Source organism: Pinibacter soli (assembly GCF_029961145.1).
GTDB lineage: Bacteria > Bacteroidota > Bacteroidia > Chitinophagales > Chitinophagaceae > Pinibacter > Pinibacter soli.
This window is the reverse complement of the sequence record NZ_JASBRG010000005.1, coordinates 149,847-165,193: the sequence shown is the minus strand read 5'-3', so window position 1 is coordinate 165,193 and position 15,347 is coordinate 149,847. Positions and strand designations below refer to the sequence as shown.

Annotated in this window: 12 protein-coding genes; 7 read left to right on the top strand and 5 right to left on the bottom strand. The window is 42.4% G+C overall.

The features are described 5' to 3' along the window. The first annotated feature begins 202 nt into the window (after positions 1-202). Positions 203-931 carry a 3-keto-disaccharide hydrolase gene (locus tag QJ048_RS08205; protein ID WP_282333852.1) on the top strand — a complete coding sequence of 243 codons (729 nt, stop codon included), beginning with the start codon at positions 203-205 and terminating at the stop codon, positions 929-931. A gap of 85 nt (positions 932-1,016) precedes the next feature. On the opposite strand, the gene QJ048_RS08200 is transcribed toward QJ048_RS08205, so the two are convergent. The 5 genes from QJ048_RS08200 to QJ048_RS08180 all read right to left on the bottom strand — a co-directional run bounded on the left by QJ048_RS08200 (position 1,017) and on the right by QJ048_RS08180 (position 7,098). Beyond that, entirely contained in the window at positions 1,017-1,742 is a 726-nt protein-coding gene (locus QJ048_RS08200) for a 3-keto-disaccharide hydrolase (RefSeq protein ID WP_282333851.1), read from the bottom strand. A 237-nt stretch (positions 1,743-1,979) separates the two neighbouring features. Beyond that, positions 1,980-3,032, bottom strand: a complete 1,053-nt coding sequence (locus tag QJ048_RS08195) for a sugar phosphate isomerase/epimerase family protein (protein WP_282333850.1) — start codon at positions 3,030-3,032, stop codon at positions 1,980-1,982. A 135-nt stretch (positions 3,033-3,167) separates the two neighbouring features. Beyond that, complete coding sequence (locus QJ048_RS08190; protein WP_282333849.1) at positions 3,168-4,322, bottom strand: Gfo/Idh/MocA family protein; 1,155 nt, start codon at positions 4,320-4,322, stop codon at positions 3,168-3,170. A gap of 284 nt (positions 4,323-4,606) precedes the next feature. After that, a complete protein-coding gene (locus QJ048_RS08185; RefSeq protein ID WP_282333848.1) occupies positions 4,607-5,272 on the bottom strand; it encodes a gluconate 2-dehydrogenase subunit 3 family protein in 666 nt (221 codons plus the stop codon). Positions 5,273-5,358: 86 nt separating this feature from the next. Beyond that, positions 5,359-7,098 (bottom strand): GMC oxidoreductase, encoded by a 1,740-nt coding sequence (locus QJ048_RS08180; RefSeq protein ID WP_282333847.1) that lies wholly within the window; start codon positions 7,096-7,098, stop codon positions 5,359-5,361. Between the two features lie 203 nt (positions 7,099-7,301). On the opposite strand from QJ048_RS08180, the gene QJ048_RS08175 reads away from it, so the two are divergent. From QJ048_RS08175 to QJ048_RS08150, 6 genes are all read left to right on the top strand, one after another. Continuing rightward, positions 7,302-8,600, top strand: a complete 1,299-nt coding sequence (locus tag QJ048_RS08175) for an MFS transporter (RefSeq protein ID WP_282333846.1) — start codon at positions 7,302-7,304, stop codon at positions 8,598-8,600. Positions 8,601-8,736: 136 nt separating this feature from the next. After that, on the top strand, positions 8,737-9,630 hold the full coding sequence (locus QJ048_RS08170) for a hydroxypyruvate isomerase family protein (RefSeq protein ID WP_282333845.1): 894 nt from the start codon (positions 8,737-8,739) through the stop codon (positions 9,628-9,630). A gap of 183 nt (positions 9,631-9,813) precedes the next feature. Then, positions 9,814-11,493: a GMC oxidoreductase gene (locus tag QJ048_RS08165; RefSeq protein WP_282333844.1), complete on the top strand. Its 1,680-nt coding sequence runs from the start codon at positions 9,814-9,816 to the stop codon at positions 11,491-11,493. 96 nt (positions 11,494-11,589) lie between these two features. Next, positions 11,590-13,305: a GMC oxidoreductase gene (locus tag QJ048_RS08160; RefSeq protein WP_282333843.1), complete on the top strand. Its 1,716-nt coding sequence runs from the start codon at positions 11,590-11,592 to the stop codon at positions 13,303-13,305. Positions 13,306-13,442: 137 nt separating this feature from the next. Beyond that, a complete protein-coding gene (locus QJ048_RS08155) occupies positions 13,443-14,021 on the top strand; it encodes a gluconate 2-dehydrogenase subunit 3 family protein (RefSeq protein WP_345774535.1) in 579 nt (192 codons plus the stop codon). A 299-nt stretch (positions 14,022-14,320) separates the two neighbouring features. Continuing rightward, positions 14,321-15,181 carry a sugar phosphate isomerase/epimerase family protein gene (locus QJ048_RS08150; RefSeq protein ID WP_282333842.1) on the top strand — a complete coding sequence of 287 codons (861 nt, stop codon included), beginning with the start codon at positions 14,321-14,323 and terminating at the stop codon, positions 15,179-15,181. Positions 15,182-15,347: the final 166 nt, after the last annotated feature.

The following is a 15,347-nucleotide window of genomic DNA, read 5'->3' as shown; positions in this document are numbered from 1 at the left end:
CTAAACGACATGGAATTAAGAATTAAGAGTTCTTTTTGTGGGGCATTTGATACTGATTGATGAAATGTTTTCTGTTCATCAACAGATCAGTGAAAATCAGTTTAATCAGTGTCATCTGCTCTCTAACTTAAAATCTCAAATCTCAAATCATACAATGAAAGCTTATCTTTTAATCGCAGGCCTATTCATAACGACAATGGCTATGGCCCAAGAAAAACAAAAAACTGATGCAGAAAAGGCGGCGGAAACCGAAGTCTGGCAACCGGAACCTAAAATGGTTACACCAGGGAAAACCTTTGCTGATGCACCTTCTGATGCCATCGTTTTGTTTGATGGGAAAAATCTTGACAGTTGGCAAAGTGTAAAGGATGGCGGTGCTGCACAGTGGATGGTGAATAATGGCGCTGTTACTGTTAAAAAAGGAACAGGCAACATACAAACAAAGCAAACTTTTACAGACTATCAATTACACATTGAATGGCGCATACCTGAAAATATCACTGGCAGCAATCAGGCTCGCGGTAACAGTGGTGTTTTCCTTGCTTCAACAGGTAAGGGAGATGCGGGATATGAGTTGCAGGTACTGGATTGTTACAACAACAAAACATATGTGAACGGACAAACAGGAAGCATTTACAAGCAAGCAATTCCCTTAGCAAATGCATGTAAAAAACCGGGAGAGTGGCAAACCTATGATGTTATCTGGACAGCTCCACGCTTTAATGATGACGGCTCTCTAAAGAGCGCTGCAAGAGTTACTGTTTTCCAAAACGGTGTGTTGCTGCAAAATAATTTTGAATTAAAAGGCGAAACTGCGTGGATAGGACAACCGGCGTATCATAAGCATGGTCCATGCGCTATCAAGCTACAGGATCACGGCGATCCAAGCGAGCCGATTAGTTATAGAAATATTTGGGTGAGACCTTTGTAAGTAAAAAGTAAAAATTAAAAAGTCAAAAGTAAGAAGGCATGATGCGCTCTTAGCTTTTGACTTTTTAATTTTTACTTTTGAATGCTTACTTCAATTTCATGATCTTAATATTCCTGTACCACACATCATCTCCGTGGTCCTGTAAGGAAATTTTTCCTTTTTTGTAAGTGCCCCAGTTTGGCCATGTTTTGAATTTGCTGTTGCCAATAAGTTGTTTCCAGTTATCATCCCACATAGTCGTTGACACTACATTTATACCGTTCAGGTAAAGGTCAAGTTTGCCGTTCAAAGATTTAATTTCAACGGCGTTCCATTCCCCTACAGGTTTCTGTGCTTCTTTTGAAGAGGAGATAAGATCGTAAAGATCACCGGCCTTGTGTTTCATGATATGTCCGTCCGGATGGCCCTCGTTATCTACCACCTGCATTTCAGCGCCTGTTGAATATGTTTGGTGGAATTGAGCAGTGTCTTCGTGAATGAAAAAGATAATGCCGCTATTTCCTTTAGGAGAAATTTTCCACTCGAGTTTCAAATCAAAGTTGTCGAATTCTTCATTCGTCACAAGGTCGCCACCTTCACCTTCTTTTTTGCTTTTTGCATCCAAATGAATCACGCCGTTTTCTATTTTCCAGGCACCCGCAACATTTGATTTGCCGTAGCTGTGCCACTTGCTCAAATCTTTGCCGTTGAACAAAGTGATCCAACCATCATTCGAGGGTCTGCTTGCGTATTTTTCGATATTGTTTTTTGTTGCTGTTTTCCACGCAAAAAAGCCCGGAAGTAAAATTGCAGCAAACCAGAGTTTTTTCATATTCTATGTTTTGAAAGGTGTGTTGTGTTTTGTTATTCTTGAAAGGCCAATCTCGAATTTTTACCACTGAGGCACTAAGGACACTAAGTTTCACTAAGAATCGCTACACTTTTCGGTTTTCCTTAGTGAAGCTTAGTGTTTCTTAGTGTCTTAGTGTTTTATTTGGGTCTTTAGAAAAATGACAAGTTTGAATATATGCACCTGATTGTGCATCGCATTGTTTCACAGAAGGCATTTTCAAATTCCCAGTATTGCACGGTTCGTCTTCTCGTCAGCGCCTGTTCCCGCAAAATCATCAAACGCTTTTTCAGTTACACGAATGATGTGATCTTTAATGAACTTAGCGCCTTCTTTCGCGCCATCTTCCGGGTGTTTCAGGCAGCATTCCCATTCCATTACCGCCCATCCCTTAAAATCGTATTGCGCCATTTTGCTGAACACCGATTTGAAATCAACCTGGCCATCTCCCAATGAACGGAAGCGTCCTGCACGGTCTATCCAGCTTTGGTAACCGCCATACACGCCTTGTCTGCCGGTTGGATTAAACTCCGCATCCTTTACGTGAAACATCTTTATACGCTCATGATAAATGTCGATGTAAGAAAGATAGTCGAGACACTGCAACACAAAATGCGATGGATCATACAGCAGGCAAGCTCTTTTGTGATTGTTTACTTTCTCGAGGAACATTTCATAGCTTACACCATCATGCAAATCTTCACCCGGATGGATTTCGTAGCAAACATCCACACCGTGTTCATCAAAAACGTTTAGTATCGGTAGCCATCTTTTCGCTAATTCGGTAAAGCCCGTTTCAACAAGGCCCGCAGGGCGCTGCGGCCATGGATACACCGTGTGCCACAACAAAGCACCGCTGAATGTTGCATGAGCATTCAAGCCTAAGTTTTGCGAAGCCTTTGCTGCATACTTTAATTGTTGTACTGCCCATTCTGTTCTTGCTTTAGCATTGCCATGCAGTTCAGCAGGAGCGAAGCCGTCAAACATCGTATCGTAAGCCGGATGTACTGCAACCAACTGTCCTTGTAAGTGCGTAGAAAGTTCTGTGATCTCCATGCCGCATTCATTCACAATGCCCTTGATCTCATCAGCATATGTTTTGCTTTCCGCTGCTTTTTGCAGATCGATACAACGCGCATCCCACGTAGGTATTTGAACGCCTTTAAAGCCAAGTGACTCGGCCCAGAGGCAAATAGATTTCAGGTTATTAAAAGGAGGCTGATCGCCCATGAATTGTGCGAGGAATATGCCGGGTCCTTTGAGAGTTGTCATTGGAAAAATTATTAAGTAAAAAGTAAAAAGTAAAAAGTAAAAAGTAAAAAGTAAAAAGTAAAAAGTAAAAAGTAAAAAGTAAAAAACGTTAACAATCTGCTACCATTTTTGAATTTTTACTTTTGAGTTTTGATTTTAAATGCCAAAGTCTGTCCATTTTTGCTCACTCTTCCCGCTCTTCACCACATTTTCAATGAACGCCATTCCGCGGACGCCATCTTCGATGCCGGGGAAATCGAGCCATTCGGGCTTTGGTGTTTCGCCGTTTTCTTTTGCACGTACGGTTAGTGCAAAGTTGCGGTAGAGGTTTGCAAATGCTTCGAGATAACCTTCTGGGTGTCCCGCAGGAGTGCGGCTGTTATGCGACGCATAGGAGTTTACATAACCTGTGCCCGTGCGATAGATCTCAGCGGGTTTATCCAGCCATTTTACCATTAAGGTATTAGCATCTTGCTGTTGCCATTCCACGCCACCTTTTTCTCCGTATACTCTTACTTTCACATTGTTCTCTTCTCCGGCTGCTATTTGAGAAGCAAACAAAACGCCAGTTGCTCCGTTGTCAAATTTGAGTAATACAGCACCATCATCATCTAGTTGTCTGCCTTCGACAACGATGTTTAAATCTGCGCAAATTTTTGTTGTTTTCAAACCGCTCACATATTCTGCCATATTAAAAGCATGTGTGCCGATGTCTCCCATACAACCCGCTATTCCACTACGCTTCGGGTCGGTGCGCCATGCGGCTTGTTTGGAATCGCTTCCTTCAAGGAAAGTGCTCAGCCAACCCTGAGGATACTCAACATATATTTTTCTGATCTTTCCCAGTGCGCCACTTTTCACCATTTGCTTCGCCTGCTTTACCATAGGGTAGCCGGTGTAAGTGTGTGTAAGACAAAATACTTTTCCTGTTTTTTCAACTACCTGTTGCAAAGCCTTTGCTTCATCAAGCGTGAAGGTCATTGGTTTATCGAGGATCACGTGAAAATCATTTTCCAAGGCCATTTTCGAAGGCTCGAAATGCACGTGGTTTGGTGTTACTATGCTAACGATCTGCATCCTTACATCCTCTGGAAGTTGTTTTTCTTTTTCGATCATTTCCTTGTAAGAGCCATACACTCTTTCCGGCGCGAGGAATAATTCTTCACCTGCCTGTTTTGATTTTGCAGCATCGCTACTAAACGCTCCGCAAACCAGTTCAATTTGTCCATCCATATTTGCCGCAATGCGGTGAACCGCGCCAATAAAGGCTCCTGGCCCTCCGCCGATCATGCCCATTCTGAGTTTTTTCATATATGTATAGTTGTTAGTTGATAGTGTTTCGTTGTTAGGAGAACGTTGATAGTTAAAGCTGTTCTTTATTTTTAGCGTTTTTAAATACCAGATATTTCAATTAAGCAATGTTTATAATCAGTAACGAAAGACTGCTTGTCATCCCGACGAAGGAGGGATCTGCGTGCTTATTTTCGCAGCTTGCTTGCCGGTGGGAAACCCAGATCCCTCCTTCGTCGGGATGACAAGCAAGATGCGTTTGTTTTATCAAGCCGCTTGGCTTCGCATCATTGAATTTCTAATTCCTAGCTAAAACTTACACACTCCTTCAATTCCTTCTCACTATACGCCAAACCATATTGCTTCAACACATCATCCGGTACGCCGTTCCATTGATTGGGTTTGTTGCCCACGTAGCCGATGTCTTTCACGCCCATTTCAGAAGTGAAAAAACCGGTGGCAACAAGGTCGCGAAATTTATTGAAGAAGGCTACACCCTGCTTCATTGTTGGTTTTGCTGTTTCTGGATAAGCGATTTGATCCACCATTTCAATACGTTGTTTCTCGTCGCAATCTTTAAAAGCCTTGCCAAATTGTTTCATGCATTGCACATCTAGCCAGCGCAAGCCACCACGAATCGGTATCTGATATTCCGGCATGTCTTTTACAATAAACTCAATGAACTCGGGCACTTTCGCATCGGATGCACTGCCGCTTACTTCATCACGCGGTATAATGATGTCTCCCAGTATCGTGATGGTTGCCATTTCATCCGGTGTAAAAAAAGTTTGTGCAGCAATGGCCTTGAGCTTTTCCATCTCCTCCGGTTGTCTGTCATAACCACCGTCGGCCTTTTTGTCTTCAGCTTTTGCTTCTTCTTGTTTCTTGTCAGACAACTTGCACGCTTCTGCCAGGAAGCCTGCAGACAACGTGGTAAGAGCCATCGCTTTAATCGACTTTCTTCTATCCATAGACTTAAATTTTTTACCACTAAGGCACTAAGGTCACTAAGTTGCACTTAGAAAGTCCTTAGTGCCTTAGTGGTGAATTTTGTTCTCTAAATATTCTGTTTCTTTAATTGCTCAACAATGTATTCCGACGTACGCATAGACAACGCAAGAATTGTCCAGGTAATGTTTTTATCAGCCTGCGAAACAAATTGTCCGCCGTCTACACAAAACACATTTTTGCAATCATGTGCCTGGCTCCATTTATTTAATGCTGAACGCTTTGGATCATTGCCCATGCGAACGGTTCCCGCTTCATGAATGATTTTTCCCGGCGTTTCTAATCCGTAATTATTGTGCGGACCAAAGTCATCGCCATAGGTAACCACCGCACCCATTTGATGCAGAATTTCCTGGAAGGTTTCCTTCATGTGCTTCGCCTGTTTGATTTCATGCTCACTCCATTTTACATTAAAGCGCAACACAGGAATGCCCCATTTATCTACCACACCCGGATCTATTTCGCAATAATTACTTTCAAAAGAAATTGCTTCTCCGCGGCCGGCCATGTGTACTTGTGCACCATAGAAGTAACGGTAATCTTCCTTCAAAGATTTACCATAACCACCTGCCTGTTTTTTCTGTCCGTTCACTGCAAATTTTCCATTCACGAACTGAATGCCGTTGGTAAAGCCATAGCCCGGCATATGCATGCCACCGCCATATTCAATATGATAACCACGAGGGAAGTCAAGCTTTTTATTATCGAGCCACCATGGCGAATAAATGTGCGCACCACCCACGCCATCTTCGTTGTATCGTTTGCGCCCAAGCAGTTGCGGTACTACACCACCCATAGAGGCACCCGTAGAATCGTGCAAATATTTTCCAACGACATTGCTGGAATTGGCAAGACCATTTTCATGTCTAGCGGATTTTGAATTAAGTAGCAATCGTGCAGACTCACACGCACTCGCAGCGAGTATCACCACTTTACCATTTACCTCGTATTCCTGCAGATCGCCTTTGTTCACATAGGAAACACCAGTGGCAATACCTTCTTTATTGGTTAGCACTTCGCGAGCCATTGCGTTCGTAAGTACATCAATATTACCCGTTGCCATTGCGGGTTTTATTAAAACGGAAGATGAAGAAAAATCGCCGTACACCTGGCAGCCCCTTCCGCATTGACTGCAGAAAAAACAGGAACCTCGTTCTTCGTTTATTTTTTTTGTAAGAATAGAGAGGCGCGAAGGAATAACCGGTACACCAGCATTTGCTGCGCCTTTCTTTAACATCAGCTCATGCAATCTTGGTTTTGGCGGAGGAAGAAAAAAACCGTCAGGATGATCTTCCAATCCTTCATTCGAACCAAAAATGCCGATTAGTTTATCAACACGATCGTAGTAAGGTTTGATATCATCGTAGGAGATGGGCCAGTCTTCACCAAGGCCGTCTATGCTTCTGCGCTTAAAATCTTTAGGACCAAAGCGTAACGAGATTCTTCCCCAGTGATTGGTGCGTCCTCCGATCATTCTTGCACGGAACCAATCCCATTCTGTATCCTTTGTAGTGGTGTAGGGTTCTCCATCAATTTCCCAGCCGTGATAGCAAGCATCAAAATCGCCGAATGGGCGAAACTTTGTTGCTGCTCCACGCCTTGGCGACTCCCATGAATTTTTTAACTGGGTAACATTCTTTGCAGGATCGTACATCGGGCCCGCTTCAATAAGGCATATTTTTAGACCTGCTTTAGATAGAGTGTAGGCCGCCATACCGCCGCCGGCACCGGATCCTACAATGATCGCATCATAGAGTTTTGGATTCGTTTTGATCTGTAGATTTCCCATATAACAAGCAAAATGATTGGAAAAGATAAAGGTTAAATTTATTACATCGCTATTATTTCGCTATTAAAATTTTTTTATTTGGTTGGATGGGTATAATCATAACAAAAACTGATTTTTATTAAAGTATTTTTTAAAAAATGTTCGTCCAAACAAATAAATCTATAAATTTATTCGAGTTAATTTAACCCAACACAACAAACGATATGCAGGCCATTAACAGGAATAAACTGTTCATAGCAAGTTGTCTTGCTTTACTAGTAACGTCACTCTCTTTCGGTATCCGTGCCGGTTTATTAAGCACGTGGAGCCATCAGTTTTCTTTAACACAAGAACAAATTGGTATTATTACAAGTACCGCATTCTGGGGTTTCCCACTCGCCATCGTTATAGGAGGTATGATAGTGGATATCATCGGCATGAAAAAATTATTGATCGCTGCAGCAGTGTTTCATTTGTTGGGTATTGTGCTAACGATTACAGCGACAGGTTTCTGGTCGCTCTTTATTTCAACATTATTAATCGGTATGGGAAATGGTACAGTGGAAGCCGCCTGTAATCCATTGGTGGCCAGTTTGTATACAGAAAAGAAGACTGCCAAACTCAATCACTTTCACCTGTGGTTCCCCGGTGGTATTGTAATAGGAACATTGATTGTGCGCTTTATCGGTGTAAATATTCCCGACACAAATTATTTAAGCAACTGGCAATTATTGGTTGGCTTGATGCTAATACCAACGTTGCTCTACGGATACCTTTTCAACAAACTTGAATTCCCGCCAACAGAAAGAGTATCAAGTGGTGTTAGTACTTCAGAAATGTACAAGTCTTTGCTCAATCCTTTGTTTTTTGTAATGATCATTTTGATGCTGGGAACGGCCATCACTGAATTGTTTACCGGACAATGGATCGATGTATTATTAAAGAACGTAACAGAGAATGCCATTTTACTATTGACTCTTGAAACAGGTGTAATGGTACTGGGTCGTGCATTTGCGGAACCTGTTGTACATAAATTTTCGTCGGCAGGAGTGTTGTTGATGTCAGCAATCTTCGCTGCATTGGGTTTATACATTCTTGGTCACACTACAGGAAACATGTTGTTTGCCGGAGCAATAATCTTCGGTATTGGTGTATGTTATTTCTGGCCAACCATGCTGGGATTTGTTTCAGAAAATTTACCTAAAACAGGCGCAGTAGGATTGAATTTCATGGGCGGTGCCGGCATGTTTGCCGTATCGTTGTACATGATCTTCATGGGAGGTTATTATGACAGACTGGTTGCGGGCCAATTACCTTCCGGAGCTGATGTAAAAGCTTATTCCGATGTAGCCGGCGGAACAGAAATGGCGAATGCATTTGCTGAGGCAAAGAAAGCTGCGGGTCCTCAAATCATTAATGTTACACTGATTATTCCGATCATTCTGATAGTGGCATTTTCAGTACTCTATTTTTATATGAAAGGGAGAAAGAAGCCATCGTTGCAAACGGCGGTAGCGCATTAAGGATAAGTCAAAAGTTAAAAGTAGAAATTCAAAACCTGATGCTTTGTTTTTTGCTGAATGATTTGAAAAAGAAAACAGAGCATTCCAGTGTTTTTACTTTTTACTTGTTTATAATTTTTAAAAAGAAACGTTATCTATGTCCACTCATAACAGGAGAAGTGCCATCAAAAATATGGTCGCCGGATCGGCAGCAGTAGTAGTAGGAGGCAATATGCTCTCTTCCTTCACGCAGCCGGGTGAAAAAGAAACAGCTATGATAAAATTTAAAGGAAATATCAATCACTCTGTATGCCGATGGTGCTTCAACGACTTCAGTGTTGAAGATCTGTGCAAAGCAGTAAAACAAATTGGCTTTAGTGCTATTGACCTTATCGGTCCTGCTGACTGGCATATTTTGCAGCAGTATGGTGTGTACAGTTCGATGTGTTATACATCCGGCGAAAACAGTTTGACCAAAGGATGGAACGATAAATCGCAACATGCACGATTGATCAAAGATCATACGGACATCATCCCGTTAATGGTGCAGGCTGGTTATAAAGATGTGATTTGCTTTAGCGGCAACAGAAATGGCATGGATGATGAAACAGGTTTGAAAAATTGCGTTGAAGGCTTGCAACAAGTATTGCCTTTAGCAGAAAAAAATGGCATTACTATTCACATGGAACTGTTGAACAGCAAGGTAAATCACAAGGATTACATGTGCGACAGAACTCCATGGGGCGTGGAGTTGTGCAAACGATTGAATTCTAACAATTTCAAATTGTTGTACGATATCTATCACATGCAGATCGATGAAGGTGATGTGATAAGAACCATTAAAGATAATAGTCAGTACATCGGGCACTACCACACCGCAGGTGTACCAGGCAGGCATGAAATAGATGAAACACAGGAACTTTATTATCCTGCTATTATGAACGCTATCAAAGAAATGAATTTTAAAGGTTACGTGGCGCAGGAGTTCATTCCAAAAGCAAAAGATAAACTGGCGTCGCTTAAGAAAGCGGTGGAGATTTGCGACGTGTAGAAAGATGTGTGCTCTCCGAAGCTTTTAGCTTCGGAGTACTATTCTATCGCCTCTGGCGATAATGTTGCCTGAGGCAACAGAATAGAACTTCGAAGCTGCAAACCTCGAAGAGCTTTCAGTACTTCGTACACCGTACATTTTTAATTGTAAAACGAATTACCCAAAAAGAAAGAAAAATATATTATGGCAGATCAAACTTATGATGCGATTGTTGTGGGTTCCGGTATCAGTGGTGGTTGGGCAGCCAAAGAGCTTACAGAAAAAGGGCTGAAAGTTTTAATGCTGGAGCGCGGCCGTAACATAGAGCACGTAAAGGACTATCCAAGCGCCAATAAAGAAGCCTGGGATTTTCCACATCGTGGAAAACGCACGCAGGAAATGATTCAGGACTATCCTGTATTGAAACGCGATTATCCTTTAAATGAGATGAATCTTGATTATTGGGTAAATGAAAAAGAATCTCCCTACACTGAAATAAAAAGATTTGACTGGTTCCGCGGCTATCATGTTGGCGGTCGTTCTTTAATGTGGGGCAGACAAAGTTATCGCTGGAGCGATCTCGATTTTGAAGCCAATGCAAAAGACGGCCATGGTGTTGACTGGCCGGTACGCTACAATGAAATTGCGCCGTGGTATGATTACGTTGAAAAATTTGCGGGTATCAGTGGTAACAGAGATGGCCTTCCACAATTGCCGGATGGTCAGTTTTTACCACCCATGGACATGACTTGTGTAGAGAAAGATGTTTCTGCAAGAATAAAAGAATATTACAAGGGGCAGCGTCATATGATTATTGGCCGTACGGCAAATCTGACTGTTCCGCATGAAGGTAGAACGAACTGCCAGTTTAGAAACAAGTGTTCGCTGGGATGCCCGTTTGGCGGCTATTTCAGCACTCAATCTTCTACATTGCCTGCTGCTATGAAAACAGGCAATCTTACATTAAGACCATGGAGCATCGTTACAAAAGTTTTGTACGATAAAGATAAAAAACGTGCAACCGGTGTTGAAGTGTTAGATGCAGAAACAAACAAAACGTATGTCTACAATGCAAAAATTGTTTTCGTAAATGCGTCCACATTAAACTCTACATGGTTGCTGATGAACTCTGCAACAGACATCTGGCCGGATGGTTTGGGAAGTAGCAGCGGAGCGTTGGGGCATAACCTGATGGATCACCACTTAGGCGTAGGCGCCGGAGGTTGGGTAGAAGGTTATGAAGACAAATATTATTACGGACGTCGCGCCAATGGTGTGTATGTTCCGCGTTACAGAAACTACAATGGTGACAAGAGAGATTATGTCCGTGGTTTCGGATACCAGGGTGGTGGGAGTCGCCAGGGATGGAGCAGAGAAGTAGCGGAAATGAACATCGGTGCTGATTTCAAAGAAGCGCTTACTGAACCCGGCCGCTGGACAATGGGTATAGGAGGCTTTGGCGAAATTCTTCCTTACCACGAAAACAAAGTAACCCTTGACAAGAACAAGAAAGACAAATGGGGATTGAATGTACTTGCCATTGACTGCGAGCTAAAGGATAACGAACTCAAGATGCGTAAAGACATGCAACAAGATGCTATAGACATGCTTACTGCTGCTGGCGTTAAAGATATTAAGGGTTATGATGGTGACGGTACGCCGGGTCGTGGTATTCACGAAATGGGTACTGCAAGAATGGGTAAAGATGCCAAAACATCTGTATTGAATAAATACAACCAGGTGTGGGATGCGCCAAACGTTTTTGTAACTGATGGTTCATTCATGACATCTGCATCGTGTGTAAACCCTTCATTAACCTACATGGCATTTACTGCAAGAGCGGTGGATCATGCGGTTAGCGAACTTAAGAAAGGAAACCTTTAGGAATTGAAAATTGAAAGTTGAAAGTTGAAAATGATAATTTGCAACTCTCCGCTCTCAATTTTCCATTTTCAACATTCAATTTTCAATTAAAACAATATGCCCGGCGATACTCTGAATATAAACAACAAAGCACAGGCTCAGAACACTTATGATGCCATTGTGATTGGCTCCGGAATAAGCGGTGGATGGGCAGCAAAGGAACTTTCGGAGAAAGGTCTTAAAGTTCTGATGCTGGAAAGAGGTCGCAACTATGAGCATATCAAAGACTATAACACCGCCAATAAAGATCCGTGGGAGTTTGAGCATCGCGGCAGTGTAACACAGGAACAACGAAAAGAGCGACCTGTGATATCACGCGGCTGGGGCGCATCGGAGGCGGTTATGGAAAAATGGACAAACGAGAAAGATTGTCCTTACGTTGAAAAGAAACCATTCAACTGGTGGCGCACCTATCAATTGGGTGGACGATCAACATTGTGGGGCAGGCAAAGTTATCGCTGGAGCGATTTTGATTTTGAAGCCAACAAAAAAGACGGTTGGGCTATCGACTGGCCGATTCGTTATAAGGATATGGCGCCTTGGTATGATCACGTGGAAAAATTTGCGGGCATAAGTGGTTCGCTCGAAGGCTTGCAACACTTGCCTGACGGACAATTTCTTCCACCAATGGAAATGAATTGCGTGGAGAAAGATGTTGCGGCAAGATTGACAGATTACTACAAAGGTAATCGTCACATGATCATCGGACGAGTGGCGCACATTACCGCACCACATCCGGCACGCACACAGTGCCAATTCAGAAACAGGTGCTGGGAAGGTTGTCCTTTCGGTGGTTATTTCAGTACGCAGTCTTCTACATTGCCAGCAGCCATGGCAACAGGTAATTTAACAGTGAGACCGTGGTCCATTGTTACAAAAATCATTTACGATAAAGACACGAAGAAAGCAAAGGGAGTTGAAGTGGTAGATGGTGAAACAAACAAGACCTATGAGTTTTATTCAAAAATAGTTTTCGTAAATGCCTCTGCATTAAATAGCGCCTGGGTGTTGATGAACAGCGCAACAGACATTTGGCCGGAAGGCTTGGGAAGCAGCAGCGGAGAGCTTGGTCACAACATCATGGATCATCACTATAACCTCGGGGCATCCGGAAGAATGGAAGGCTACGAAGACAAATATTATTTCGGCCGTCGCGCAAATGGAATCTATTTGGTTCGCTTCGCAAACTTGTTTGGCGATAAAAGAGATTTTATGAGAGGCTTCGGTTATCAGGGCGGTGCAAGTCGCGAGGGCTGGAGCAGAAATGTTGCAGAGCTTAGCGTGGGCGCTGGTTTTAAGGAAGCCATTACAGAACCGGGTACATGGACAATGGGCATGGGCGGCTTTGGTGAAGTGTTGCCATATCACGAAAATAAAATAACGCTTAGCAAAGACGTAAAAGATAAATGGGGATTGCCGGTACTTGAAATGGATGCAGAGATAAAGGACAACGAAAAGAAAATGCGCAAGGCGATCATTGAAGAAGCTGTCGCAATGCTGGAAGCAGGGGGCGTGAAGGATGTGCACCATTGGGACAACGGCCACAACATGGGTGACGGCATTCACGAAATGGGAACGGCGCGTATGGGTCTGGATCCTAAAACATCTGTGTTGAACAAATACAACCAGGTGTGGGATGCGCAAAATGTTTTTGTAACAGATGGCGCTGCGATGACGTCGGCCTCTTGTGTAAATCCTTCGTTGACTTATATGGCGCTGACAGCAAGGGCGGCGGATTATGCCGTGAGTGAACTGAAGAAAGGAAACATTTAATTAATTGAAAACGACTTGGGTTTTGAGTTCTGAGTAATTAGTTATGAGTAGTGGTCGGTGTGCGAAATTCTTCGACTATTAACGTGACTTTTATTTCTTACAACTCAAAACTTATAACTCAAAACTTAAAAATCATCATGATGACAAGAAGAGATGCTCTATCGCGTGTGGCGCTTATACTGGGTGGCACGATCATTGGAGCAGATGTTTTTTTGAGCGGATGTACAAACGCCGACAAAAAAGTTTCAGGAGTGCTGGATTTTTCTCCGGATAACATCGCATTTCTTGATGAAGTAGGAGAAACGATCTTGCCTGCAACAGCATCTTCGCCCGGCGCGAAAGAGGCTAAGATCGGCGAGTTTATGAAGGCGATCGTAACAGATTGTTATACTGAAGCGGACCAAAAAATATTTATGGAAGGCTTCAATAAACTAAACGATGCGAGCAAAAAGAAATTCAACGATCCTTTTATGAAGCTGACGGCTGAGCAAAAAACACAATTGCTCACAGAGCTTGACAAAGAATCAAAAGAATACAATAAGACAAAACAAAAGTCTGACCCTAACCACTACTTTGCGATGTACAAACAGCTCACCGTTTGGGGCTATTTCTCGTCGAAAGAAGGTGCAACAAAAGCATTGCGCTACGTGGCAGTGCCCGGAAAATATGAAGGTTGCATAGATTATAAGAAAGGGGATAAGGCGTGGGCGACTTAGATAATTAAGAATTAGGAATTAATAGGTGTTGCAGATTGTAAATTATGGTTGCATACTTTGTTGTTTAAAACACACGGTGCTAAATTTAATAACGAAAGGTGCCATATTAATTATTAATTATTAATTGTTGCCTCAAATGCCTGCTGGATTTCACACAGCCCACCAGGTATTCGGCTATTAGTTTTTGTGTATGTTAACCTAAAGTAATAACGATTACCCATAACAACCCGGACGCGGGTTGTTACTTTTTTATTGAAGTTAATGCGCTTTCAATTTTCAACTTTCAATTTTCAATTCAAATGTCATACAACAGAAGAACTTTTCTACAAACAACAAGTCTGCTTGCAGCAGGAAGTTTTTTATCTATGGATAAATTAATGGCAGCAAAAGGCAACATAAAAAATATAGGCTTGCAGTTGTACACACTTCGTGACGACATGCCGAAAGATCCAAAAGGTGTGTTGAAGCAAGTGGCTTCATTTGGCTACAACCAACTGGAAGGCTATGAAGGAAACATGGGTATGTTTTGGGGAATGACGCCGGCAGACTTTAATAAATATGTAGGCGATCTTGGAATGAAGTTCGTTTCGTCGCACTGCGATATTGATAAAGACTTTGAAAAAAAAGCTGCCGATGCAGCTTCCATCGGTATGAAATATTTGATCTGTCCGCATAAAGGACCGCAAAAATCGATTGATGACTTTAAGCGCATCGCCGATGAGTTCAATAACAGAGGCGAAATATGCAGGAAGCATGGTATTCGCTTTGCGTACCACAACCACGGTTATTCTTTCAAAGAATTGGACGGGCAAATGCCGCAAGATGTAATGATGGACAATACAAATCCTGCTACTGTTGATTTTGAAATGGATATGTATTGGGTTGTAACAGGTGGTGCTGACATTGAAAAATATTTGGCGAAGTATAAAAACAGGTTCCGTCTTTGTCATATTAAAGACAGAAAGAAAAATGCTGCTCCTTCAGATAACGATGCATCATGTATTGTAGGCAATGGTTCTATCGATTACAAAAGCATTTTGAAAGTCGCAAAGAAAGCAGGTATTGAATATTTTATAGTGGAACAAGAACGCTACGATGAAGCTTCCCCGCTGGAATGTGCGAAGCAAGATGCGGCGTATTTGAAGACGCTGAGCATTTAGAGAGCTGAGTACATTTTAACCGCAAAGAGCACAAAGGTTGCGCAAAGAAAACGAAGAGTTAAACCCATTCTTTGCTGTCTTTGCGTAACCTTAGCGTTCTTTGCGGTTAAAAGAAAATAAAACAACAGACTATCCCAAAAACAAATACGGTGTACAAAACTAAATT